Below are 22,801 nucleotides of genomic sequence, written 5' to 3'. Positions count from 1 at the left end.
GTTTCACTCGCACGGATTTGCGCGGTGGGACTTGCGATCCCTCCCCCGCGGGAATCGGTTCATTGGCGATTCCACTGGATGATTCGGATGTTGGGCATTCGCACCAGTAATTCGTCGTCCTTGTCTTGCCGGCGCTGTCGCCGATCTTCGTAACGTTCCTCGCGTTCACGGGCTCGATCGATGGCCTCGAAGGTCTCGTCACGCTGCAAAGTCACCATGTCGCGATCCACGGTCACTTCGAGGGTCTGCTTGACCTGCCCGATCTGACCGGTGGAGGTCAAAGTGAATACCGTCGATTGGACGTCCAGAGGGCAAAGTTGCTGGATTGCCCCCAATAATCCGACCAGATCGCCGTTGCTCTGCATGTCGGCCTTTGTCTGGAAGGCATCGTCGTTGTCGATGTGACGGTTCTTGCCGCCTCGGCGATCCTTGATGATGTTCTCGGCCATCCGTTCGCCATCGGAAGCTCCGGCGGCGGAAAGGAGGACCTGCAGGACGTGCTGCGGAGCCGTATTGATATTCAGATCTCCGTCGCCGTGGACCGTGAAGTAGTCGCGCAGGCCATGGACCTCTTCATTCCGGCGACTGCGTCTCTCCTTGATCTGGAACCTATCGCCTGCCGGCGGGCCAATCTTCTCGCGGAAGTACTCGGCCTCCGGCGTTCCGGGGCCGAAGTAGAGTTCGGGCGTCACGCCGTAGACTTCCAGCAGTTCATCGACGGTCAAGTAGCCCTCGTTCGGAAAAACCATGCGCTCGATGTCTTCTTCGCGCTCGGACAGGCCCTGGTCTTCAGCCCGAAGAGTTCCGTATGCGAGCCCCTCGGTCGCCGGTGCGGAATCCAGAACGGGCACATCGTCCGAATCGCCGTAATCGATGATCGCACACGCAACGATCTTTGCGTCTTCCTCTTCGTAGCCGATTTCCTCAATGATCTCCTGTAGGAGGTCGCGATTGATACGGCGGAACTTGTTGATGTTGAAGAAGCGTTCCTCGTCACGGATGACGACGTTGAAGGTTCCCTCGCCCATCTCGACGTCTTCCTTGCCTTCTTCCGGATCCGCCCAGATGTCGCCCTCGGCATCGAAAGGTCCATCGTACTCGTCGGAGCGATCGAAAATCATGTCATTGCGCAGATCGACAAATCCGCGCGCCAGGCCCGCACGCGCGAGAGCACGCGCCTGGACGGTCTTCTTGCGCGTCGACGTGAGGCGCGTCTCCATTGTCATCTGATAGATGACCGAATAGGCCAGAAGCGACAAAACCGTCGTGATCCAGAGCACCAGAATCAAGATCACGGCCCGACGACGCGAAGTACGGCGACGACCGCGACGTTCACGCTCCGGCAAAGCATCCACCCAAGCGGAGGGACGGCGAATCTCAGTCCGACGACTCATCATCGACTCTCCTTTCGCAAGGCGCCGGGATAGACCGGAGTGAATTCCTGGTCGCGCTCCTGGCGCTCCATCTCTTGTTCTTCTTCTTCGAGGTTCGTGTTGATGAACCACGTTTCCTGGGAGTTGGGGACGCGGAAGATTCGCTCGAAAGTGTGCGTGCGCGCCGGGCTTTCCGGATCGGCCACTTGCAGCCGCACGCGGATGTATGCCGGCACCCGATCGAGTGGCTGATTTTCCAGATCGTTCAGGTAATCGTTCCAACCCGGTGCGCCCGGGCCAAAGACAATCCGCCCGTCGTCATCCTCCTCAAACTCATATTCGCCGAGCAGGTATTGTGGATTTCGAAGTTGCCGGTTTGCGGAATTCCACGCGTCCGTTTCGTACCACTGATTGTCGACCCAGAAGGCATACTTGAAATCGAGCGTCACGACGCCCTCGGCAACGATCATGTGCTGCGGAGGATTCTCCTTCTCGATCACTTCACCGGTCCAGGTGCGAGGATTGGATTCGACGGATTCGACGGAGCGAATCAACACGCCGTTGTCGACGGTATAATGGACGCGCTCCAACCCAGCCAGGTAGTAATTCCCACCAACCTGCAGTTTGTTGTAGATGGCGAACGACATCCCGTCGGCCTCTTCGCGATCTTCGCCCGCGAACTGCAAGTCGATCATGCGGACCTGCTCGAATGGATTACCGACGTAGTTCGGGTCGTTATCGGCCTCGCGGTCATCCTCACGCGGACCGTACTTCTGCTCGAAGGCGTCCCAGTCGTTGTCTTCCTCGGCCTCCAGACGCTCCTTCTCATACTCCTTGATCATCTTCTCTGCCTGGATGTTGTAGGACGTTTCGTCCATGTAGTACAGGTTTGCGATGTCACTCTCGAGCGTGTCGAAGATGAATCGCGTGCGCTGCAGGACGGCGGCTTCGCGCTGGGCATCCCGATAGGCACGCGTCCCGGTGCGAAAGACACCGAAGACAGCAACCGAGATCAACGCGAACAGGGTGGTCGCGAGGATGATCTCGAGGATCGTAAAGCCGTATGTGGTGCGCGTCTTCATAGAGTCCTTAGAACAACTGGTTCTTCTCCAGCGCCTTGTCGCTGAAGAGTTGTGTTTCCAGCAGGTACGTATCGATGGCGATCGGAACGAAGCGACGGTTCTCGCCATCGTCGTAGATGATTTGCAGCTTCATCTCGTAAATCGGCTCGGGGTCCTGCAATTCCACGCGGGGTGCATCGCTGTAGTCGACGTCCGACTCTTCGACTTCGCGCTCCCAGGCGTAGTTCTTAAAGTCTTCGCCAAAGCGTTCATCGTCTGTGAAGAACCCTTCGTCCTGTCCCTCGACCGGCGGTTCCAGTTCGTAGTCTTCCATCAGCGTTTCCGCCAGCAAGGTCGCAGTCGCCACGATGTTGTTCTCGCGGATGGTGTGGATCGAGAGAATGAAACCCCGCAGCAGTGCCGTCATCGCAACCGACAGAATCACAAGCGCGAGCATGACCTCCAGAAGGACGAAGGCCGGCCGTTGCTTGCTCTGGACTGGCGTGCTGCTCAACATCAAACCTCTTGGCTATCGCCTGGGAATTGGTACGCCGCGCTGGTCTTCGTTCTCTTGTTGGCGATCGTAGTCGTTTCGCACGCGCCCCATGATGCGCGCGGCGGCATCGGCGTAGGAGCTTACGCGCTCTTCTTCTGTTTGACCGATGCGATAGAAGCCCTCACCCGGCGTGCTTTCGACCGGGCCGCCTCCTGTCTCGGTGACGCCGGCATACGCAGAAGGATCGACGCCACGCTCTTCCAACTTCTCGGCGAACGTCTTCGGCTCGCCCATGTAAGCCTCGGCACGCCCCGTTGCGGCTTCGATCTCGACCGTCATCGTTGCATTCTTGTCGGTGGCGAGGAGTATTACCAGGCCAGTGCTCGACCCGTTCGGGCGAAAGGACACTTCGACCGGATCATCGTGGATTTCTTCGCCGGAACGCGAGAATTCATGGAACAGAATTCGTGGATTCAGCGTGTGAACGCTTTCCTCGTCGGATTTCGCCTCGCGTCTGCGCCAGTTGTCTTCGTCTTCCGGCAGTTCCAGCCACCACTGGTTCTGTTCCTTATCGAAGACAAGTTTCGTGTCGGCCTGCATGCTGATGGCGGACTGGCGCGCATAGGCGGAGAGCTTCGCGATATCGCGTGCTGTAGTCTGCAGCGCCGCACGACGATTCGTGCCCGACATTTTAGGCAGCGTCACTGCCATCAAGATGCCGAGAATGGTGACGACGAGCATGAGCTCGATCATCGTCATGGCTCTATCGCGCGTGCGAATCATCATCCGGTCGCCCCCGACGGATCCAAGGTGAAGATCGGAAGCAACATCGAGATCACGATGAAGCCCACGATCAGGCCCATCACAACAATGATGAGCGGCTCGATCAATGACGTGAGCGTCTTGACACGCCGGTCGACTTCGAGCTCGTACGAGTCGCTGATGCGCAGCAGGACGCTTTCGAGCTGGCCCGTTTCCTCACCGACGGCCATCATGTTGACGGTGACTGGTGGAAAGATGGCGCTGTCCTTCAGCGGCCGCGCGATGCCGGCGCCTTGTGTGATCTCTTCGATAACCTTGTCGACTTCCTGCTGCACGAGTGTGTTATTCACGACTTCGCGCGTAATGCCGAGAGCCGTGAGAATCGAAACACCGTTCTTCAGCAACGAACCCAACGTTCGGGTGAAACGAGCCACTTCGCGCTTCTGGACAAGGTCGCCAAGGACAGGGATCTTCAATTGGAGGCGATGCCAGAGAACGCGGCCCTCGTCGCTGTGTGTGAAGCGCCAGAAGCCACCCGCCAGAAGAATCAGCGCGGAGATCACGGCCCACCAGTAGTGCGAGGCGAAGTCGCTGATCTTGATGAGGATTTGCGTCATCATCGGAAGCGTCTGGTTCAGTTCGCGGAACGTGGCCACGATTTTTGGTACCACGTAGGCGAACATGACGAACACGGCGCCGCCACCGGCGACGATCATCACGACGGGATAGGCCAGAGCTGACTTGATTCGGCCTTTCAGTTGCTCTTCCTGTTCGCTGAAGTCGGCGAGACGAAGGAGCACTTCGTCCAGCATGCCGCCAGCCTCGCCGGAACGCACCATCGCGACGTAGAGCTTCGAGAAGATCTTGGGGTGACGCGCCAGTGCGTCTGCGAACGTCGCGCCGCCCTGAACATCGCTGTTAATCTCAAGAATGATCTCGCGCAGTTCTTCGTTTTCGGTTTGCTTGCCGAGAATCGTCAGCGCCTTTACCAAGGCAATGCCGGCGCCGAGCAGATCGGCCATCTGGCGGTTGAAGGAGGCGACGTCGGCCGTCTTGACCTTCTTCCTCCGAAATGACATTCCGCCGCCGGAAGCCGCTTTCTCTTTCGGCTTCGGAGCGATTTTCGAAACAGATGTGCGGCTGCGCGACGGCTTTGATTCCGTTGAGACAATCTTGCCGCCCTTTCGCTGGCCGCTCTCGATACTGACGGGGAAGTACCCCATCTGCTGCAGACGAGTGATGACGGCCGAACGCGCTTCCGCCTCGATTACGCCCTCGACCGAGGCGCCCTTCTTGTCTTTCGCTTTGTAGATGAACTGGGGCATTCCTGTGTCTGTCCCGATTGGGTTTTATTGTGGGAGTCGTTACTCTTCTTCCGCCACCAACTGCTGGCGCAGTTCGACGGAGTTTTCCATCAACTGGGCGACCTGATCTTCGTCGCTGAATTCGTCTTCCATCGTCACGCGCAGGACTTCCTCGATGGTCGAGACGCCCTGCTTGACCTTGTCCCAGCCATCCCAGCGAATCGGCCGCATGCCGTTCTTCGTGGCTTCGCGCTTAATCTCGTTGGCGGATGCGCCGTCGACAATCGCGCGCCGCAACGGCTCGTTGAACTTCACCATCTCAACGAGTGCGGTACGGCCTCGGAAGCCGGTGTAGCGGCACATTTCGCAACCGACCGGACGGAAGAACTTGATGCCGGAAGTGTCTTCGCGCAGCACGTTGACCTGCTTGATCAATCCCGGCTCGGGATCGTACTGCTTCTTGCACGCCGAACAGAGGACGCGAACAAGTCGCTGAGCCAGCACGCCTTCGACCGACGAGGAGATCAGGAAGGGCTCGATGCCCATGTCTTCCAGTCGCGTGACAGCGCCGGAGGCATCGTTCGTGTGGAGCGTCGAGAACACGAGGTGGCCCGTGAGAGCCGTCTGGATCGTGATCTTGGCCGTCTCGGGGTCACGCGTCTCGCCAACCATGATGACGTCGGGGTCCTGGCGCAGCAGGGTGCGGAGAACACGTGCGAACGTCAGGCCGATCGAGGGGCTGACCTGCACCTGAGTCACGCCGGGGATGCGATACTCGATCGGATCTTCGACGGTGATGATCTTGCGCTCCGGGGTGTTGATTTCCGAAAGCGATGCATAGAGCGTCGTCGACTTGCCGGAACCGGTCGGGCCAGTGATCAGAACGATCCCGTGAGGCTTCTGGATCATCGCCCGCATGGTTTCGTTGTGATAGTCGGAGAAGCCGAGTCGCTCCAGCGTGCAGAGTTCGCTGTCGCGGGAGAGAATACGAATGGCCGCCGATTCGCCGTGGGGCGTCGGGACGGTCGACACACGAAGGTCGAACTCCTTGCCGTGCATTTTGATTTTGATCTTACCGTCCTGGGGCAGGCGCCGCTCGGCGATGTTCAGGTCCGACATGATCTTGATACGGCTGATGATCGCCTGCTGATAGCGCTTGATGGCCGGCGGGATAGGCGCCTCGTAAAGCATACCGTCGATGCGGTAGCGAATCCGCAGTTCCTTGTCCATCGGCTCGACGTGGATGTCCGTCGCGCGGTCGCGGAACGCCTCCTGCACAACCTGGTTCACGAAGCGAACGATCGAGGCGTCTTCGGCGGCGTTTTCATCGTCGATGTCGATGTTGCCATCCAGGATAACTTCGTCGTCCTTGCCAGAGGCCTGGCGCTCCTCCTCCAACCCCATCATGGTGGCGCCGCCGATTCCGTAGAACCGATTGCGTGCTTTGTCGATCTCCGCGTCGGTCGCGACGATCGGTTCGACCTCGAGGTTCAACATGCGCCGAAGTTCATCGAGCGTGTGAATATCGAGGGGATCGGAGAGGGCGACTTTCAGCGTGCCGTCCTCCATCGCGACAGGAACAAGGTTGTAGTGCTCAGCAAAGCGGGCGGGGACCAGTTCCAGTAACTGGCGATCGGGCTGGACGCCGGTCAGCTTCATGTACGGAACGCCCAACTGCTCGGCCAGGGCCTCGAGCACATGGTCCTGCTCGCAGAGGCCCATCTTGATCAGGATATTGCCGATTCGATCGCCGGTCTTGTGGGCTTCGCGGATGGCGGCGTCGAGGTTATCGGGGTCGATCAGGCCCTTCTCGACGAGGATCATTCCGAGCTCTTTGTTCGTTGCGCGAATCATGGTGTTTGCCGTCCTTCTCGCGTGCCCGCCCGGGCAGGCCCTCGGGGGATTTGACATTTCTTCAGTTCGCCGAAAGGGACCTGTGGATGACTGAGGAAGTTAGATTTCCCGTCGCACACAAACCCGATCGGCGCCGAACCGTGAAATCACGAAACGCCAATTGGAGATTCACGGCAAAACACCCGGAATCAGGGGCGTTTGACCTCTCCGACAGGCCAGAGGAGCAAGACGAGAGCCAGCCACGCGGCGAACAGCAAATGCGCGCGGCGGGCGATGGAATAGGCAAAGGACTCCAGCCCGGAGAAGGTCCGTGGCTGGGTGTAACGGCCGCCGAGCGGGTCGAGCACGCGGCCCTCGCCCGGCCAGGTCCAGTACATTCGGAACAGCAGAGGTTCTCCCGGCTGGGGACTGACCGCGACTCGCAACTCGCGAAGCCCGGACTCGTCGATTTCCACGGGAGCGACGCGCATGTGCTGCGGTCCGGGGGTAGTCTGCTGAAGAAGCGTCTCGTCATCGAGCTGCACGTCATACAAGCCGTTCGACTTGACAGCCAGCGTGTACTTTCCGTGGGGACGCAGGTTGACATAAGTGACAAACTCGCCGCCCTGTGCAGGCCCATCCAACCGCATGACGGGAAACCTCTCGGGCGCGTCCGGAGAATCCGCGGTCTGCCAACCGCGTGGGCCGGAGAGGGCGATCGCGCCGCCCAGCAACAGAACAACGCCGCCGGTCGCGAGTGCCCAGCGATTGGTCGCCGGGAAGCGGCGGCGCACCCAAAGCAGCGCGCAGATCGCCAGAAGGATCGTCGCGACAGAGATGAAGCGGAGGGGCAGGAAAGAGGGATAACCGTCCGGCAGGATGCCCATGAATGCGCGGAGCCAGACGGGCTGGAATTCGCCCGCCGCCGCCAGGGAAGTCCAATGATGCCAGAGACTAAGCTGAGGCTCAAAAAGCCAGCGGCTCTCGACCTGGTGAAAGCCCCACATCTCGTTCCAGACGTCGATCGCGCTGAACGCCGAGTAGAGGATCGCCGCCAGGAGTCCCCAACCGGCGACGAGCACCAGGAGCAAACGAAGGCGGGGGCGAAACTCGGCGATCCTGGAGAGCAGAATCGCGACCAGCGGCGTTCCAAGCGCGACGGATGGCAGCAGGAACCGCGGTCCGGAGGTCCAGCCACCGTGCCAAGTCCAAAAGCTTGCGTGAAACACGACGGCGAAGAGCAGGACAGCGATCGCCAGGCGTTCGAAGGCCCGAGTCGCTGAGTTTGAGCTGCGGAATGGGAAGAGGGCCCATAAGAGGACAGGATAGAAGAGCAAAAGGCCGCGTTCGGGTGATAGAATCAGACCGTGAATCCCTGTGAATAAAGGCGTTACAAACTCCTGGCCGCTGTAACCTTGGTCGAAAGGCGAACCGCGTAGGACAGCGTTTTGGGCCAGGCGCCCAGCGATGCCGATGGCGATTCCTGCACCGGCCAGAACGAGGCGCTTCTTGTCCGGGCAAGCGACCCAGCCCCATGCAAGAACCAGCAGGAGCGAGGGTAGCATGGCGACTCGGGCGAGCATTGCGACGGCGGGAAAGAAGACGGGAGCGATCCACTTGCGCCAGGGGCCTGAGTCGGCTGGCTGCAAGAGCGCCCACGCCATTCCAACCAGTCCGAAAGCGGAAGGAACTTCACTGTAGAATGTCTGTGATGCAGGCAGTAGAGGGCTGGCGATAAAGGAGATAGCAATGCAAGTCGACAAGCATTTCTGCTTGTCGGGATACAGCCGGCGAACGATCCCCGCGGCGAGTACTCCGGTCAGCGCAAACAGCACGACATTCGTCAGCGGAAGAAGGCTGACGTCAGTCGTGGAGAGGAGGCCGGCCTTCCGGATGAGGAACTCGAGCAGGAAAGCGGGAATTCCTGCCAACGGCATTCCGAGGCCGTATCCGGTGAATGTCTGGCCGTAGGTTTCGGGGAATCGGAGGCTTAAGTCGAAGACGATCGACCGCGTCGTCATTGCCATCAAGAGTTCGTCGCTTGAGCCAAGTTGGCCGGCAAAAACGAGCAGCCCTGCAACGAGCAGTAGGGCAAAAAGCCCCCAAGTTTGACGCGTTTCCGATGAGGTGTCTTTCAATCCAGGCATCCTTGCTGCAAGGAGGAGGAAATCCCCTCGACGGCGAGGGATTTGTGCATTCTAATAGCACGGAAGCATTCTCAGCAGCCCCCGCCGTCGGGCGCTACGGGAAAACTCCGCCTGATCGCCTGCAGGCAAAGAAGGTTGACGATATGGAAACGAACATCCGCCTGGTGTTGAAGAATCTCCAGCGCAATCTGGAGGGGATGAACGCGGACGTCAGTGAGCTCCAGCGTCTATCGCGCGATTGGCCGAATGGCAGCCAGGCGCGTGTGGCGATCGACGTGATGCAGAGGGAAGTGGCCTTCTTCCAGATGTACCTGGCGACACTGCGGCGCGAGGCGGGGGTGGACGACACAGCGAGCGACTCGAACTGGCAGGTTCGTCAAGGACCGGGAGGTCCTCGATTCGATCTAGGTGAGGAATACCGCCCGGGCGACAGCCAACGCATCGTGGATCCTGCCATGATGGAGACCCGCATCGATGCGCGTCCCGCGGCGGACGAGCGTCAGAGCAGCGTGGATTGGAAGATGTTCAATCGGGCCCTGGAGACTCCGGCCCGAGGCGAGGAACTCGTTGCTCCGGAAAGCAATCGAGTCATGCGCGATGACGATGACGTGGAGGGAATGTTCGCGGACATGCCGACCCGCCAGGAGACCTTCCCCGCGGACGCCGAAGACACGCGCTCGAAGTAAGCACACACGGATTTCTTGATCAAATCATGGATGAGAAGGGGCTGATTCTTCGGAGTCGGCCTGTGTCTCCGCGGAGTTCAGCGGATCGGGCTCCTCGATCACGGTGGCCTCCAGCCATTCGAGCTCAGATATCCACTCGCGCGCAGAGAGGGGACGTTCCTCGGGGCGCGGACTCAACGCCTGGTGAACCAGTTCGAGCAGCCGTGGGTGAAGACCGCGCCGGTATCCGCCGAGAGGATTCATGTGTCCCTGCCTGATTTGGCGCAGGGTCTCCGCCGCGTCGATTCCATCGTAAGGGAAATGCCCACCGGTCAGCAGGATGAACGTCGTGACCGCCAATCCCCAGAGGTCCGTTGCCGGTGCGATGGTGTTCTCGATCAGGACCTCCGGCGATGTGAACTTGTAGGTCATCACGCGCACCTGGGGCAAAGTCAGGCGGTCAGCCCCTTCCTCGATGGCAGCGATGCCGAAGTCGCAGAGGATTGCCGTGTTATCCTTTTTGCGAATGATCATGTTGCTGGGCTTCACATCGCGGTGAACGATCCCACGCATCTCGTGGGTATCCTCTGAAGATTTCCAGCGGACATTGTGCGCGGCGTCCAGACTGCGCGCCACCTGCAGCATGTAGCGGCAAACCAGCTTGGCCGGCAATGGGCCGTGCTTAGCGAGAATGCGATCGAGCGAACGGCCCTCGATGTATTCGAGAACCATATAGAGGAAGCCTTCCTCGGGTTCGCCGCCGACTTCGTAGACCTGCGCGATTCCAGGCGTCCCCATCTCTGCCAGGCGACGCGTCAGTTCGGCTTCACGGCGGAACCGCTGAACCAGGTTGTCGATTCGGATGGTAGAGTCGCTTCCCTCACTCAGCAGGAGTTCGGGACGGAGGAACTTCACGGCGACCCATTTACGATCCTGGCGGCTGAGCGCACGCCAGACCTGTCCGTATCCGCCTTCGCCGAGTTTCTGGAAAACACGATACTTATAGGGGAAATCCCCATATAGCGCAAGTGGGAATGGAAGCGGGGAGAGTCGACTTCCTGCCGGGCGGTGCAGCGTGGAACTGGTTTCGTCGCCCGTGCGCCAGGTCACCATCATCATCGGACCATCGAGCCCCAATTGAATGACGTCGCGCGGGAAGATCTCGGTCTCTTCCGTCACACGCTTGCCATTCAGATAAGTGCCACGGGTGCTTTCCAGGTCGACGACGAACCAACTGTTAGCGGCCTTTCGACGAAGGACCAGGTGGCGCCGTGAGACCGCGGCGTTCAGATAGGGATCGAGGACGATGTCGTTGCTGGAGGAGCGACCGACGCGAATCAGCGGGTCGTCGAGAACGAATGTCGTGGGCACGTAGCCTTTGCCCGTGATCGCGACGCAGATGTAGTTCTCTTTACTCAACTCAACACCAATCTTCCAGCTCCAGGCTGCCTCTGAGCATCTCAGAGTACCCAAAATGCCAGCAACGTCGTAAGCCAGTTTCAGACCCTGGACCGTTCCATCTGCTGTTCGTCTGTCGGTTGCAGTTCTACCGAAGCAGATAAACCTTCCAACTGTCAAGCCGGTCGATTGTTGACCCCCTATTCATCGCGCAAGCGCGGATTCAGGACCGGATACAGTGCATCCACCAGTAAGTTCATAAAGATCAAGAGTGCGCTGTAGAAAACGGTCAACCCCAATATCAGTGGCATATCACGATTGCTGACCGTCTTTACGAAGAAGTCGCCAAGCCCGGGAATCACGAAGATCTTCTCCACCACGAGGCTGCCGAGGAGTACGCCAGCGACGACGGGACCGATATAGGTCACGACGGAGCTGAGTGAATTTCTGAGCGCGTGACGCAGGACAACCTTCCACTCGGCGACGCCTTTCGCACGGGCCGTCCGGATGTAGTCTTCTCGAAGGGCCTCGAGCATCGAGGCGCGGGTCAGGCGCAGGACGGCCGCGAAGGGGAACGCTCCGAGGCAAGCCGCGGGAATCCACAGCGCCCATGGCCCGGTCCATTCGGAGGCCGGGAAGAGCTGCCACTTTCGCGCGAGGAAGTACACGCCGAGCGAGGCGAGGATGAAGCTGGGAACGGACACTCCAATCAGGGCCAGGACCGTTCCGCTCTGATCGATCCAGCGATTGTGGAAGAGCGCGCACAGGACGCCGATTGGAATTCCGAGGATAACCGCAAGCACGATCGAGCGTAGCCCGAGCGCCATAGAGTAGGGCAGGTGATCGGCCAGGATGTCGCGAAGCGTCTTGTTGCGCTGCATGCGCGAGGGCATGGTGTTAAACTGGGCCAACTGGCTCATGTGGATGACGTACTGCTTCCACAGCGGTTGGTCGAGTCCCCATTGCTCGATCATGGTCTGGCGAACGAGTGGATCGATGCGACCTTCGCCCCACATTTCCTCGCCGCCTGCCGCCTTGGTCAGAAGAAAAACCATGGTTGCGACAAACCAGAGCGTCGCCAGCGCCATAGGGAGCTTGCGGAGCAACATGGGGAAGAACGATTGGACGAAGAGCCAAGCCTGGCGCGGGAAGATCGCAATCCCGAGCACAGCCACTACCGCGATGGGCAGAAGCATGGAGAGCCACCAGGTCACGGAGCGGCATCCTCCAGCGGCGGGAATTCTTCGGAGGCGTCGCCGACGTAGAGGCGGCGGAGTTGGACCTGCTCGCGAACGGCATAGGGCGAGTAGGCCAGGCAGCGATAGCGATAGGCGCGGCGCGGCGGAATCAGCGCATGTGCCCAGGTCGAGGCATCGATCAGCGACCCATCCTGGCGGAACCAGAGCGTGCGCAATTCAAGGTGGAGGGGCTCGTCTTCGAGACGATTGAAGAGCTCAAGGCGCAGCTCTGGAAGCTCTTCATCGCGAGTGATCTCAACAGAGTAGTGGCGGATCTCGATGGTGTTCTTAAGAATATCGGGGACTCCGCCACCGGCAAGGCGGAGGAAGTCCTCCTCGGTCACAACCGGGCGGGCTGGGGTTTCCGGACCGGTCTTCGCGGCGGACTTCGTCGGGGTCGTCGAGCAGCCGACGAGCGCGACCGCCAAGGCGAATGTGGCCATGGAAATCCAGCGGCTGATCGTCACAATGAGATCCTTCCAGTGAGATGGGCCCGACTCCGAGCCGCAGGGATCATGCGGGGTGCGGCCGGTGGACGTCAACAGGCGCGGACGGGGTTACTTGAACTTCGTGAGGCGCTTCCAGAAGGGGGTCTGACTGCGAGGGCCGGGAAAAAGGCGTGTCTCGACGGAACTCCGGCGGACATCTTCGACCGTGATGAAGGCGGAAGGACAGTTCTGCTCGACGACGTCCAGGACGGACTGAGTGCGCTTTCGCGGGACGACCAGGAAGCAGAGTTCGCTGGGCCCGAGGCCGCCGGCGGCCTCCACCTTGGTGACCATGAAGCCCTTCTGGCGAAGGAGCTCCGACAGGTCGAACTCTGAGGTGCGATTGACGATTCGGATGACCTGCGTGCCGATCGCCAGTTTCTCCTCGATGACCATCCCGACCAACGTCCCGACCGAGAAGCCGGAGGCGTAGGCAAAGACCGTCCAGAGGCTCTCTCGGATGTTCACAATGACGGCGGAGACGGCGAAGATCCAGATGGTGACTTCGCAGAAACCGAGGACGGCCGACAGAGCCTTGTGGCCCTTCGTGACCGTGATAATGCGGACGGTTCCGATCGAAACGTCCATGATGCGTGCGATAAAGACGAGTACGGGGACAAACCAGGGCATGACACCTTTCCTTCCGCGAAGATTCAGCGGCGGAAAGATCGTACCGACATACCGGACAGAGGAGCAAGGAAGTTGGGAGGGACTAGAGGCCTTTCAGTCGTCTGTGGAGTCCGCTGGATTCGGAGATTTCGATCGGCGTGTCGTTGAAGTAGAATTCGTAGATCACGTCATCGGCGCTCTTGCGCTTTCCGCCCATGGATCGGCAGAGGCTCATGGCTGGGTAGTTATTCTCGTTGGTGACGACGAACATCTTCACGACGCCGCTGTCGTTTCCGATGCGAAGGAATTCGCCGAAGAGGTTACGAGCGATGCCGCGGCGACGATAGCCGGGCTTCACGGTGATTTCGTAAAGGAATAACATGCGGCCGGCGTGGTCGATGCGCGGAAGAACGAATCCCAGGGCGAAGCCGAGGACTTCGTTCCGTTGAATAGCAACGAGTAGGATCGTATCGTTCCGATCTAGGATTTCGGACGCACTCTCGGGATCGAGGCGAGTCTCCTTGAAGGCCTCGGCAATGGCCTGGACGCGCTCCTCATCGCCTTTTCGCAGCCGCTGGATTTGCATGATGTGTCCTTTCCTCAACGTTCTATCTGGCGCAGAGAGAGGCCTTTGGGACAAGGAAAAGCTGGGTGGTGAGCGGGTTTTTCCTGTCATGGGAGGGGCTTGAGCGCTTACCGTTGCGCCGGTCCGGGTCTTGCTCCCTTCTCCGACAAATCCACCGCACGAGAAAGCCACCATGTCGCTATTCAACAAGCTCAAGAAAGCCAGCACAGAGCCGGATCCGAATGCGGACCGCGTGCCGGCCGGGCAGCACCTGACCAAGGGGTTTCCGGTTCTGACCTACGGACCGACGCCCGAGATCGCCCAGCAGGAGTGGACCTGTCGCGTGTTCGGGCTGGTCAAAGAAGAAACGGTCGTGAGTTGGGATGAGTTGATGGCGATGCCCCAAACGACGCTGACGCGCGATATCCACTGCGTGACGACGTGGTCGAAGCTCGATACGACGTGGACAGGCGTGCGGGTGAAGGACTTCCTCGCGGCGATCGAGGAGCGGACGGGCGGGTTGGCTGAGGGCGCCGCCCACGTGATGCAGCACAGCTATGGCGGGTACACAACGAACGTCCCGCTGGCGGATTTCCTGGAGGACGAGGTGCTGCTGGCCCATACTTACGAGGGCCGACCCCTGGACCGCGAGCACGGCGGACCCGTGCGGCTGGTTCTGCCAAAGCTCTACTTCTGGAAGAGCGCGAAGTGGCTGAATGGCATCGAGTTTATGCGCGAGGATCAGCCGGGATTCTGGGAGCGACACGGCTATCACAACTACGGCGATCCGTGGAAGGAACAGCGCTTCTCCGAGTAGCAATTCTGTCATTCGATTCTTTTTGCTGGAGTTAGGCTGCGAGTATCTGGCGCAATGAGCGTTCCCCTGGGGATGGGGACTCAGACTCGATCGAGGAGCCAGTTGTGCCGGACAAACAGATACTCGCCATCGTTTCCGTCGTCGGCCAGGACCAGAAGGGCGTGGTGGCACGCGTGTCGACGTTCCTGGCCGAGCGCGACGTCAATATCGAGGACATCGAGCAGAAGGTTCTGCAGGGCATGTTCTTCATGAACATGCTGGTGGACTTGTCCGACCTGGAGTTGCCGCTGGACCAGTTGATCAACGGCCTGGGCGATCTGGGTCAGAAGATCAACATGGAGATCGAGGTCCGTCTGCTGGGGCGCCGGCGCGAACGGCGCATCGTGATTCTCTGCACAAAGGAACCGCATTGCCTAAAGACGTTGCTGGACGATGCGGAGTCGGGCGCGATCGAGGCGGAGATTTCTGCCGTCTGGTCCAATCGGCCAGACCTGGAGCCGATGGTCGAGAAGCGTGGCCTGCCGTTCCGGGTCTTCGATGAAAAGGACCGGGCCGCACGCGACAAGGAGATGCTGGCGGAGTTGCAGGCTCTGAAGCCCGACCTCATCGTTCTTGCGCGATACATGCAAATTCTGACACCGGAGTTTGTTCAGGCCTTCCCGAGCCGCATCATTAACATCCACCCCTCGCTCCTCCCCTACCATCCCGGAGCGAATGCGTACAAACAGGCCTTCGACACCGGACGCCGCGTGGCGGGTTGCACGGCGCACTTCGTGACGGAAGATTTGGATGAGGGGCCGATCATCCTCCAGGACGTTTTCCACATCGATTACGGCAACGACACGCTGGATGACGTGAAAGATCGCGGCCAGACGCTGGAGGCGAAAGTGCTCTCGAAAGCGGTGCAACTCTTCGTGAACGGCGAACTGATGGTGAAGGACAACAAGGTTGTCTTCAAACCAGGGTACGACTTCTTCAAGAAGTTCCACTCGTTCTGAGAGTCCCCCCTCCAACCGGTGTGGGGCGCATGTTACCAGGATGCCTTAACGGCACTTGTCTTGGGGCGCTCCGGCGTGTGTAGAATGTGGTTATGAGCGAGCGAGTCGACCTGCCAACGCTGCCGTACATGGAGCTGTCGCCGGATGTGGCGATGGCGCCGACGCTGCTGCATTCGCTCAGTGGTGCGAATGAGGCGCGGCGGGCGCTGTTCGCATTTCAGCCGCAGTGCGTGGCAATCGAGGTGCCGCGGGCTGTACGAGCGGCATTCCTCCAGGGCCTTGAGGAGTTGCCGCGGGTCGGGATGATTGCGTTCAAGGAGCCGAAGGGGCGCTCGCCTCTGGTGCTGGCCATGGATCCCTGCGATGCGCGGATCGAAGCGGCGCGGCTCGCGCTGGAAAACGGCATTCGCGTGGAACTGGTGGACACGCTGGATGCAGGTCGCGGCGAAACGTATCGCTCGCATCCGGATCCGCTGGCTCTGGAGCGCATCGGGGCGGCGGCGTTCGCCGAGCAATGGATGAAAGCGATGCCGGATGTTGCCGAAACAACCCGGCAGAAGATCATGGCAGGACGGATCGCTCGGCTGGCCGGTGAGACGCGCACGCTCGTGGTTGCGGATGTCCAGCACACGGCGGCGTTCAGGCGTTTGCTGGCCGATCGAAAGAAGGCAGCGAACCTGCCGGACATCGATGCGGAACGTGAATTGGTTCGTCTGCTGCCGATGGGCGAGCGCCTTTTGCCGCTGCTGCTGGGCGAGATGCCGTACCTGACGTACCTATACGAGAACTTCCGTCAACAGGCAAGCGGCGATGAGCAGTTTGAAGTCCTGCCGGCACTTTCTGAAATCCTGAACAAGGCCTCCGCGCAATATCGCGACGAGTTTGACGAAGAGGTGAACCTGACGGAGTGGCGGGCGCTCTACCAGTTCGGACGAAATCTGTCGCTGGTGCGAGGACGTCTCGTGCCGGGAATCTATGAACTGGTCATCGCGTCGAAGGGATGCGTGGACGATGACTTTGGCGCGATTGCGTTGGAGATTGCTGCGTCCTATCCGCCCAACCAGGAGGATCAGGAACGCGATCCCTCCGAAGACCCGAGTCGCCATCGCAGCCTGGATCTGTACGTCGATGTCGGCGAGGGACTCGATCGCGCGGAGCCGGCCTATCCGCGGCCCGAGTTGCACACGGTGGAGTTCAACTTTAAGCGACGCCGGCACTCGCAGAGAGATCGTCTGCAGTGGCAACAGGATTTCGCGTCGCAGTATTTCTTCGGCCTGGGGATTTGCTCGTGGCCACCGGAAGATGAGCGGATCGAGAACTTCTTCGACTTCCTGCGAAAGCGTGCTCTGCAGTCGATCTCGGAAGATCACACGACCGTCGAGGAGTTCACGTCGTCGATGTTGGACGGCCTGGACTTTCGCGAGACGATGCGCAACTGGCATCGCGGTCGGCTATACGTTCGACGCGAACGCGTTCCGCCGGGCAATGTCGGCCCGGTTGTTCTGGTCTGGAAAGATTGCCTGCTGACTGAACAGCTTTGGCGCACAACGCTCTATGCCGAAAATCAGAACGAATCGGACATCTCGGTCTATTGCGCGCCGTTGGGCAAAGAGATGGTTGGCCCCATGATCGCCCGCACGGAGTACCACGGAATCCTCTCGGTGTTCCCTGCGAGGGGAATCCCGGATGTTTGGACGGTGCAGGAGCTATATCAGTGGCGGACGAGCGCACGGCTGCTACTCGCTTCAGCAATTCTGCTGTGCGAGGAGAAGTACGTGGCATGGGTTGCACCAACGCCGCCGGATCGCGATCTTGTCGAATATGCCCGACAATACAATGTGGGCATAATCTATCTGCCGCTCGCGTCGTTCTCACGCAAGACGCTCAAGCGCCTGCGCCAGGTTCACATCCTGGGCAATCGTCAGGCGCGAACCTGGGCGGCGGATTACATCAGCGACTGACAGTCGAACTTAGTCGACAATCACATTCACGTGCCGGCCGGCACTGAAGCGGCCAGGACGGAAGATGACCATCTGCCAACGGCCGCGCTTCTCGAACGGCAGCGTGAACTGCATCGTGCCTTGCTGGCCGGGTTCAAGTTTGACCTTTGCGCGGCGTGTGCCCGCTGTCATGCCGATGGCTGTCGTTTGCATGTTGGGAGCTTCAAAGAGAGCGTCTTCGAAGTCGCTGGCATCGGCGAAAGCGTTGTGACCGGCGGCCATCTCCAGTGTTTCGTCCGATGTATTGAAAAGGGAAAGGGTGACCCGCTCACCTGCTGGAATTCGCAGTGTATCCGGGCCGTCTTCACTCAAGCTGAGGTTCAGGTTGAGCTTGGTGGACTCTTCCGAAACAGCAGGAAGGTCTTCGTACGATGTAGTCATTGTCTCCTCCCGAGGAGAGTGTTTCTCGCCTCAAAAACATTGATAACGTAGCACACCTCGGGGACCGCGAAAAGTGCTTTCATTGACTTGACGAGTTTCACACACGGTTTTTGGACCGTGGGAGTGAGAAACTTCCGCGAGTAAACCGATTAAGTGGAAGCGGCGAGTTTGAAGAGGGCAGCCGGGTCGAGACCAATGGGCGACGCCTCTTCATATCCAGCGACGAGCGCGGCGGCGTGCTCGACGGAAGCGTCGCGACGTTTGAGGGAAACAAGAAACTGCACGAGTGCCTGACGGCGCTGTTCTGTGCTCACCGGCTTGCCGATAAACGCGCCATCGAGATCGATGAATGCGAAGCGCTCGAAAAGGGGAGCATCTGCAGGCGCGTCGGTGCGGTAGATGTGGTCCGTGCGATAATCGGCGTGATAGGCAGGCCGATCGTGCAGCGCGCGCGCCAGTCGTCCAACGTCCTTTAGCATTTCGAGGTCGAGGCCGTTCGTTTTCAGCCATTCGTTGAGTGGGGTCCAGGACTCCGGCAGCCCGCGAGTTACCAAGTACGAGAGACGCTTTCCCTGCGATGCAACAAGGACGGGCTCCGGCACGCGAAGGCCCTGATCCAGCCACTCGTGCGCCGTACGCCACTCGCGAAAGGTCTTCGGGCCGAGAAGGAAAGCGGAAACAACACGGGGAAGTGTCCGGGCAAGGGCGCGCTTGACGTAAAGCGTCTCGCCCTCATGCTCGATGCGGATGACAAGTCGGGAGCGGGAACGTTTCGCGACACTGTGTTCGCCTTCCAGGGGCCGCTTTGCAGCAGCGTCTTCCCAAGGCAACCCGGCGGGGTCGAGATCCTCGTAGCCGGGCAAAACGAGACCGCGGAGGGCTTCGCGTTGCCAGGGCTTGGGGGACATCTTGGCGGTCATGATTCCGGCTCCACTGTGACGTAGAGGATTGTGGCCGGCGCGTCGAGACTCCACGGGGAGCCGTAGTCGCCAAACAGGTCGACGCGATCAAAGCATGTCTTCGCGATATCCATCAAGTCCGCGCGATGGAGTGGGAGAAGCCTGACTTCGTTTTGGTATTCCACACCGCCGGCATGCAAGGCAGTTGTGAAGAGAAGGTGCTCGCCCTGGGGCGTGTAGGCTCGTTGGAAGTCGATCGGGGTGCCGTCGGCAGCATTCCGTTTGAGAACGGGGAACTCCCAGGTCCTTCGAGCCAGCACTCGATCGAAGTTCACGACCTGCACGATGGCTGCGCCCCCCGAGGCTAGGAGGGATGCCGTATGGCTGAAGAAAGCCCGAACTTCATCCAGAGAATCCACATGGGCAAGTACATTGCCGAGACAAGTGATGGCGCCAAACTGCCCACTTCCGTAGAAGTTACCAAGGTCTTGTAAAGCTCCCCGCACGATGCGTTCTGGAGAGCCATTGAGGCGGCGCTGTGCCTCAGCGACGAAGTCGGGATCTGGTTCGAGCCCATGAGCCTCGACGTGATTCTCCTCCAACCAGACGATCAGGTTTCCCGTTCCAGCTCCCACGTCGAGCCACGCCTTGTTGGTGTCCTGACATTGCTCAACAAGGGGATTGAGAAAGTTACAGAGCTTTTCCGACAGGGGAAAGATGTCGGAGTAATAGCGGGCCAGATTCTCGTAGGCGCTCACTGCGTCCCTCTTTAAATCTGCGTTTCGAGAACATCCGGATTCAGGATCGTCTTTGGCCAGTCGCCGCGATCGATTGCGAGGATGTTCTCGGCACAAAGCTCCGCCATAACGTCGCGGGTCTGATGCGTGGCGCTGCCGAGATGCGGAAGCATCACGACATTCTTTAGTTCGAAGAGGCCGGAATGAATCTTCGGTTCCTGCTCGAACACATCAAGGCCGGCCGCGCCGATCTCTCCTGAGCGAAGTGCGTCGACCAGCGCGTTCTCGTCGATGACTGCGCCGCGCGCTGTATTCACGAGGACAGCGGTAGACTTCATCAGTTTGAATTGCTCCGCCCCAAGCAGGTGGCGTGTCTTCGGCGTCAACGGACAGTGCAGCGACACGAAGTCCGACTTGGCCAGGAGCTCTTCGAGCGAAACCATCTCGCCGCCGGTTTGACTTTCGAATTCGGGACGACGCGCGTTGCCAGCGTAGAGGACCTTCATACCAAAGCCCCCGGCGCGCTTGCCCATTGCGCCGCCGATGCGTCCGGGGCCGACAATGCCGAGCGTCTTGCCCGTGATATGAAATCCGCGCATCTGCAACGGCCCCCAACCGGTCCATTCGCCGGAACGAACGTAGGCGTCGCCTTCAACGACGCGCCGTGCGGCCGCGAGCATCAGAGCCCACGCGAGGTCAGCCGTCGCGTCGGTCAGCACATCCGGCGTGTTCGTAACGGCGACATTGTGCTTTGTTGCTGCTGGAACGTCGATGTTGTCAAATCCGACGGCGAAGTTCGCAACGACACGCAGTTGTTCGTGCTGCGCGAGGAGATCCTCGTCGATGCGTTCCGTCAACATTGTGACGGCCGCTTCGCAGCCATCGAGCAGGCGCAGTAGTTCCTCGCGCGGAATCGGCGAATCCTCTTCGCGCACAATGACTTCGTGGCCGGCATCGCGCAGCCGCGTGACGCCGATTTCCGGAATGGGGCGTGTGACAAGGACTTTCATGAAAGCTCCTGGGCGCCCACTTCTTCGCCGGCGGCGGGACGCGGCGCCTGGTCGAGGCCCTGGTTCGCCATCTCGAGCGCACTCAGCAGACCGCGGGCCTTGTTCAGCGTTTCCTCGTACTCCGTCGCGGGGACGCTGTCGGCCACAAGACCGGCACCGGCTTGGACGTAGACGGTCTGGCCTTTGATCACGGCCGTGCGGATCGTGATGCAGGAATCCATCGTGCCGTTGAAGCCGAAGTACACGACGGCGCCGGCATACGGACCGCGTCGGACGGGCTCGAGTTCATCGATGATTTCCATCGCACGTATCTTGGGCGCGCCGCTCACAGTGCCGGCCGGGAAACATGCTGCCAGCACATCGAACGCATCCTTGCCGTCCTGCAGTTCGCCTTCCACATTCGAGACGATGTGCATGACGTGGCTGTAGCGTTCGATGATCTTGAAGTCGGTAACATGGACGCTGCCGTACTTCGACACGCGACCGACATCGTTGCGGCCGAGATCCACGAGCATGACGTGCTCGGCCAGTTCTTTCTCGTCGGCAAGCAGATCCTTCTCGAGCGCCTTGTCTTCCTCGATCGTCGCGCCACGCTTGCGGGTACCCGCAATCGGCCGGACGTTGACGCGTTTTTCCCCGCAACGAACGAGAATCTCGGGGGAAGAACCGGCGAGCTTCAAGTCGCCGCAACTGAGATAGAACATGTAGGGCGATGGATTGACGGCTCGCAGTGCGCGGTAAACATCGAACGGCTCGCAATCGATCTCTGTCTGCAGACGCTGGCTGAGAACGACCTGGAAGATGTCGCCGGCCTTGATGTATTCCTTCGCGCTTTCGACCGCCTTCTCGAAGGCCTCCTTCGAGTATGTCGACTTCGTCACGAGTTCGCGCGGATCGTCGGACGCAGTCGGCGTCGGAGGAACGGACGGCGCGACAACGCGCTCGTGCAGTTTGTCCAACTTGTACACGGCGCGATCGTAGGAACGCTGAAGATCATCCTCAACGTGCGCATTCACGATCAGGATCATGCGACGCTTCACGTGATCGAATGCGACGAGCGAATCCGCCACCATGAACAGGCAGTCCGGCAGATTCAGGTCGTCCGGATTCTCGTCGGGGATTTCCTCGAAGTAGCGAACCACGTCATAGGACATGAAACCCACGGCGCCACCGGTGAAGGGGGGCAGGTCCGGGTCCGGAACGGGGACGTAATGATTCATCAGGTGCCGCAGCGTCTTGAGGGGCGAATCTTCTGTGCGGAAGTCGCGCTCTTCGTTCTGGAAGATGACTTCCTGCTCATGGCCGCGGGCTTTAAAAATCAGAAACGGATCGGCGCCAAGGAACGAGTAGCGTCCGAGTTGATCGCCGTTCTCGACGGACTCAAGCAGGAAGGCAAAATGGCTGCTGTTGAGCTTCCGGAAAACGGAGACGGGCGTTTCGAGATCGGCGAGAATCTCGCGCGAAATGGGGACCAGATTGCCGCGCTCTGCGCGCCGGCAAAACTCTTCGAAACTTGGGGTGATCATTGATCGGCTCCGACGTTCAATCGGGAGGGGGCCTCAGGAGCGCCCGTATTTGCGGTCCATTGCTTCCTGTGTCACGAGACGTTCGCCGTCGTCGCGCCACTCGCCGTCTTCGACATGGCGATAGAAGCAGGAGCGGAAACCAGTGTGACACGCGGGCCCTTCCTGTTCCACCCGAATCAACACACAGTCCGCGTCACAGTCGAGCCGCACGTCCTTGACTTTCTGGACGTGGCCGCTGGATTCGCCCTTCAACCAGAGCTTCTGGCGCGAGCGGGACCAATAGCAGGCCGTGCGCTTCTCGAGGGTGAGAGCAAGGCTCTCGCGATTCATCCAGGCCATCATAAGAACTTCGCCGGTCTCGGCGTCCTGGCAGATGGCGGGAACGAGTCCCCGGTCGTCGAATTTGACGAGATCGATCAGCTCTTCGGTGCTCACGCGCAATCCTTCCGACAAATGGGTTTCCCTGCGACAATGCAAGGCCGCAAGGGTCGGCC

At 59.9% G+C, this 22,801-nt stretch carries 22 protein-coding genes; 4 read left to right on the top strand and 18 right to left on the bottom strand.

The window, feature by feature from the left end; all coding sequences use genetic code 11:
• Positions 1 to 59: 59 nt before the first annotated feature.
• From KQI84_05090 to KQI84_05060, 7 genes are all read right to left on the bottom strand, one after another.
• A complete protein-coding gene (locus KQI84_05090; GenBank protein MCB2154240.1) occupies positions 60 to 1,397 on the bottom strand; it encodes a general secretion pathway protein GspK in 1,338 nt (445 codons plus the stop codon).
• Positions 1,394 to 2,455: a hypothetical protein gene (locus tag KQI84_05085; protein MCB2154239.1), complete on the bottom strand. Its 1,062-nt coding sequence runs from the start codon at positions 2,453 to 2,455 to the stop codon at positions 1,394 to 1,396. The genes KQI84_05090 and KQI84_05085 overlap by 4 nt, the downstream gene beginning before the upstream one ends.
• A 7-nt stretch (positions 2,456 to 2,462) precedes the next feature.
• Positions 2,463 to 2,951, bottom strand: a complete 489-nt coding sequence (locus KQI84_05080; protein MCB2154238.1) for a type II secretion system GspH family protein — start codon at positions 2,949 to 2,951, stop codon at positions 2,463 to 2,465.
• Positions 2,952 to 2,963: 12 nt separating this feature from the next.
• Positions 2,964 to 3,716, bottom strand: a complete 753-nt coding sequence (locus tag KQI84_05075; GenBank protein MCB2154237.1) for a type II secretion system GspH family protein — start codon at positions 3,714 to 3,716, stop codon at positions 2,964 to 2,966.
• Complete coding sequence (gene gspF / locus KQI84_05070; protein MCB2154236.1) at positions 3,713 to 5,017, bottom strand: type II secretion system inner membrane protein GspF; 1,305 nt, start codon at positions 5,015 to 5,017, stop codon at positions 3,713 to 3,715. Before gspF ends, KQI84_05075 begins: the two co-directional genes overlap by 4 nt.
• Positions 5,018 to 5,056: 39 nt before the next feature.
• Entirely contained in the window at positions 5,057 to 6,850 is a 1,794-nt protein-coding gene (tadA, locus tag KQI84_05065; GenBank protein MCB2154235.1) for a Flp pilus assembly complex ATPase component TadA, read from the bottom strand.
• Between the two features lie 188 nt (positions 6,851 to 7,038).
• Positions 7,039 to 8,967, bottom strand: coding sequence for a hypothetical protein (locus tag KQI84_05060; protein ID MCB2154234.1), 1,929 nt, complete (start codon positions 8,965 to 8,967; stop codon positions 7,039 to 7,041).
• 152 nt (positions 8,968 to 9,119) lie between these two features.
• On the opposite strand from KQI84_05060, the gene KQI84_05055 reads away from it, so the two are divergent.
• Entirely contained in the window at positions 9,120 to 9,662 is a 543-nt protein-coding gene (locus KQI84_05055) for a hypothetical protein (protein ID MCB2154233.1), read from the top strand.
• A gap of 24 nt (positions 9,663 to 9,686) precedes the next feature.
• On the opposite strand, the gene KQI84_05050 is transcribed toward KQI84_05055, so the two are convergent.
• The 5 genes from KQI84_05050 to KQI84_05030 all read right to left on the bottom strand — a co-directional run bounded on the left by KQI84_05050 (position 9,687) and on the right by KQI84_05030 (position 13,960).
• Positions 9,687 to 11,060, bottom strand: a complete 1,374-nt coding sequence (locus KQI84_05050) for a protein kinase (GenBank protein MCB2154232.1) — start codon at positions 11,058 to 11,060, stop codon at positions 9,687 to 9,689.
• A 179-nt stretch (positions 11,061 to 11,239) separates the two neighbouring features.
• Complete coding sequence (locus tag KQI84_05045) at positions 11,240 to 12,253, bottom strand: ABC transporter permease (GenBank protein MCB2154231.1); 1,014 nt, start codon at positions 12,251 to 12,253, stop codon at positions 11,240 to 11,242.
• Positions 12,250 to 12,744 carry a hypothetical protein gene (locus KQI84_05040; protein MCB2154230.1) on the bottom strand — a complete coding sequence of 165 codons (495 nt, stop codon included), beginning with the start codon at positions 12,742 to 12,744 and terminating at the stop codon, positions 12,250 to 12,252. Before KQI84_05040 ends, KQI84_05045 begins: the two co-directional genes overlap by 4 nt.
• Positions 12,745 to 12,834: 90 nt before the next feature.
• Positions 12,835 to 13,395: a DUF2179 domain-containing protein gene (locus KQI84_05035; GenBank protein ID MCB2154229.1), complete on the bottom strand. Its 561-nt coding sequence runs from the start codon at positions 13,393 to 13,395 to the stop codon at positions 12,835 to 12,837.
• Between the two features lie 82 nt (positions 13,396 to 13,477).
• The gene (locus KQI84_05030) at positions 13,478 to 13,960 is read right to left on the bottom strand and encodes a GNAT family N-acetyltransferase (GenBank protein ID MCB2154228.1); all 483 of its coding nucleotides are present in this window, start codon (positions 13,958 to 13,960) and stop codon (positions 13,478 to 13,480) included.
• A gap of 172 nt (positions 13,961 to 14,132) precedes the next feature.
• Here KQI84_05030 and KQI84_05025 point away from each other — a divergent pair, with 172 nt between their 5' ends.
• The 3 genes from KQI84_05025 to KQI84_05015 all read left to right on the top strand — a co-directional run bounded on the left by KQI84_05025 (position 14,133) and on the right by KQI84_05015 (position 17,715).
• Positions 14,133 to 14,756 (top strand): sulfite oxidase-like oxidoreductase, encoded by a 624-nt coding sequence (locus tag KQI84_05025; GenBank protein MCB2154227.1) that lies wholly within the window; start codon positions 14,133 to 14,135, stop codon positions 14,754 to 14,756.
• A gap of 104 nt (positions 14,757 to 14,860) precedes the next feature.
• Entirely contained in the window at positions 14,861 to 15,754 is an 894-nt protein-coding gene (gene purN / locus KQI84_05020) for a phosphoribosylglycinamide formyltransferase (protein ID MCB2154226.1), read from the top strand.
• A 92-nt stretch (positions 15,755 to 15,846) separates the two neighbouring features.
• Positions 15,847 to 17,715 carry a hypothetical protein gene (locus tag KQI84_05015; GenBank protein MCB2154225.1) on the top strand — a complete coding sequence of 623 codons (1,869 nt, stop codon included), beginning with the start codon at positions 15,847 to 15,849 and terminating at the stop codon, positions 17,713 to 17,715.
• A 9-nt stretch (positions 17,716 to 17,724) separates the two neighbouring features.
• On the opposite strand, the gene KQI84_05010 is transcribed toward KQI84_05015, so the two are convergent.
• The 6 genes from KQI84_05010 to hisI form a co-directional block, all read right to left on the bottom strand.
• Entirely contained in the window at positions 17,725 to 18,135 is a 411-nt protein-coding gene (locus KQI84_05010; protein MCB2154224.1) for a hypothetical protein, read from the bottom strand.
• 149 nt (positions 18,136 to 18,284) lie between these two features.
• A complete protein-coding gene (locus tag KQI84_05005; protein ID MCB2154223.1) occupies positions 18,285 to 19,055 on the bottom strand; it encodes a lipopolysaccharide kinase InaA family protein in 771 nt (256 codons plus the stop codon).
• Positions 19,052 to 19,792 (bottom strand): class I SAM-dependent methyltransferase, encoded by a 741-nt coding sequence (locus KQI84_05000; protein MCB2154222.1) that lies wholly within the window; start codon positions 19,790 to 19,792, stop codon positions 19,052 to 19,054. The genes KQI84_05005 and KQI84_05000 overlap by 4 nt, the downstream gene beginning before the upstream one ends.
• An 11-nt stretch (positions 19,793 to 19,803) precedes the next feature.
• Entirely contained in the window at positions 19,804 to 20,781 is a 978-nt protein-coding gene (locus KQI84_04995) for a D-glycerate dehydrogenase (GenBank protein ID MCB2154221.1), read from the bottom strand.
• A complete protein-coding gene (gene trpE / locus KQI84_04990) occupies positions 20,778 to 22,307 on the bottom strand; it encodes an anthranilate synthase component I (GenBank protein MCB2154220.1) in 1,530 nt (509 codons plus the stop codon). The genes KQI84_04995 and trpE overlap by 4 nt, the downstream gene beginning before the upstream one ends.
• A 33-nt stretch (positions 22,308 to 22,340) precedes the next feature.
• On the bottom strand, positions 22,341 to 22,748 hold the full coding sequence (gene hisI / locus KQI84_04985; protein MCB2154219.1) for a phosphoribosyl-AMP cyclohydrolase: 408 nt from the start codon (positions 22,746 to 22,748) through the stop codon (positions 22,341 to 22,343).
• Between the last annotated feature and the right edge of the window lie 53 nt (positions 22,749 to 22,801).

The organism is bacterium (assembly GCA_020444065.1).
Taxonomy (GTDB): domain Bacteria; phylum Sumerlaeota; class Sumerlaeia; order SLMS01; family JAHLLQ01; genus JAHLLQ01.
This window is presented reverse-complemented; position numbering and strand designations above follow the sequence as displayed.

Coding starts and splice junctions, on each gene's coding strand:
- KQI84_05080 (MCB2154238.1), bottom strand. CDS start 2,951: ATGTTGAGCAGCACGCCAGTCCAGAGCAAGCAACGGCCGGCCTTCGTC.
- KQI84_05005 (MCB2154223.1), bottom strand. CDS start 19,055: ATGACCGCCAAGATGTCCCCCAAGCCCTGGCAACGCGAAGCCCTCCGC.
- KQI84_05015 (MCB2154225.1), top strand. CDS start 15,847: ATGAGCGAGCGAGTCGACCTGCCAACGCTGCCGTACATGGAGCTGTCG.
- KQI84_05090 (MCB2154240.1), bottom strand. CDS start 1,397: ATGATGAGTCGTCGGACTGAGATTCGCCGTCCCTCCGCTTGGGTGGAT.
- KQI84_05010 (MCB2154224.1), bottom strand. CDS start 18,135: ATGACTACATCGTACGAAGACCTTCCTGCTGTTTCGGAAGAGTCCACC.
- KQI84_05055 (MCB2154233.1), top strand. CDS start 9,120: ATGGAAACGAACATCCGCCTGGTGTTGAAGAATCTCCAGCGCAATCTG.
- KQI84_05085 (MCB2154239.1), bottom strand. CDS start 2,455: ATGAAGACGCGCACCACATACGGCTTTACGATCCTCGAGATCATCCTC.
- KQI84_05030 (MCB2154228.1), bottom strand. CDS start 13,960: ATGCAAATCCAGCGGCTGCGAAAAGGCGATGAGGAGCGCGTCCAGGCC.
- KQI84_05025 (MCB2154227.1), top strand. CDS start 14,133: ATGTCGCTATTCAACAAGCTCAAGAAAGCCAGCACAGAGCCGGATCCG.
- KQI84_05035 (MCB2154229.1), bottom strand. CDS start 13,395: ATGCCCTGGTTTGTCCCCGTACTCGTCTTTATCGCACGCATCATGGAC.
- KQI84_05075 (MCB2154237.1), bottom strand. CDS start 3,716: ATGATGATTCGCACGCGCGATAGAGCCATGACGATGATCGAGCTCATG.
- trpE (MCB2154220.1), bottom strand. CDS start 22,307: ATGATCACCCCAAGTTTCGAAGAGTTTTGCCGGCGCGCAGAGCGCGGC.
- KQI84_04995 (MCB2154221.1), bottom strand. CDS start 20,781: ATGAAAGTCCTTGTCACACGCCCCATTCCGGAAATCGGCGTCACGCGG.
- gspF (MCB2154236.1), bottom strand. CDS start 5,017: ATGCCCCAGTTCATCTACAAAGCGAAAGACAAGAAGGGCGCCTCGGTC.
- tadA (MCB2154235.1), bottom strand. CDS start 6,850: ATGATTCGCGCAACGAACAAAGAGCTCGGAATGATCCTCGTCGAGAAG.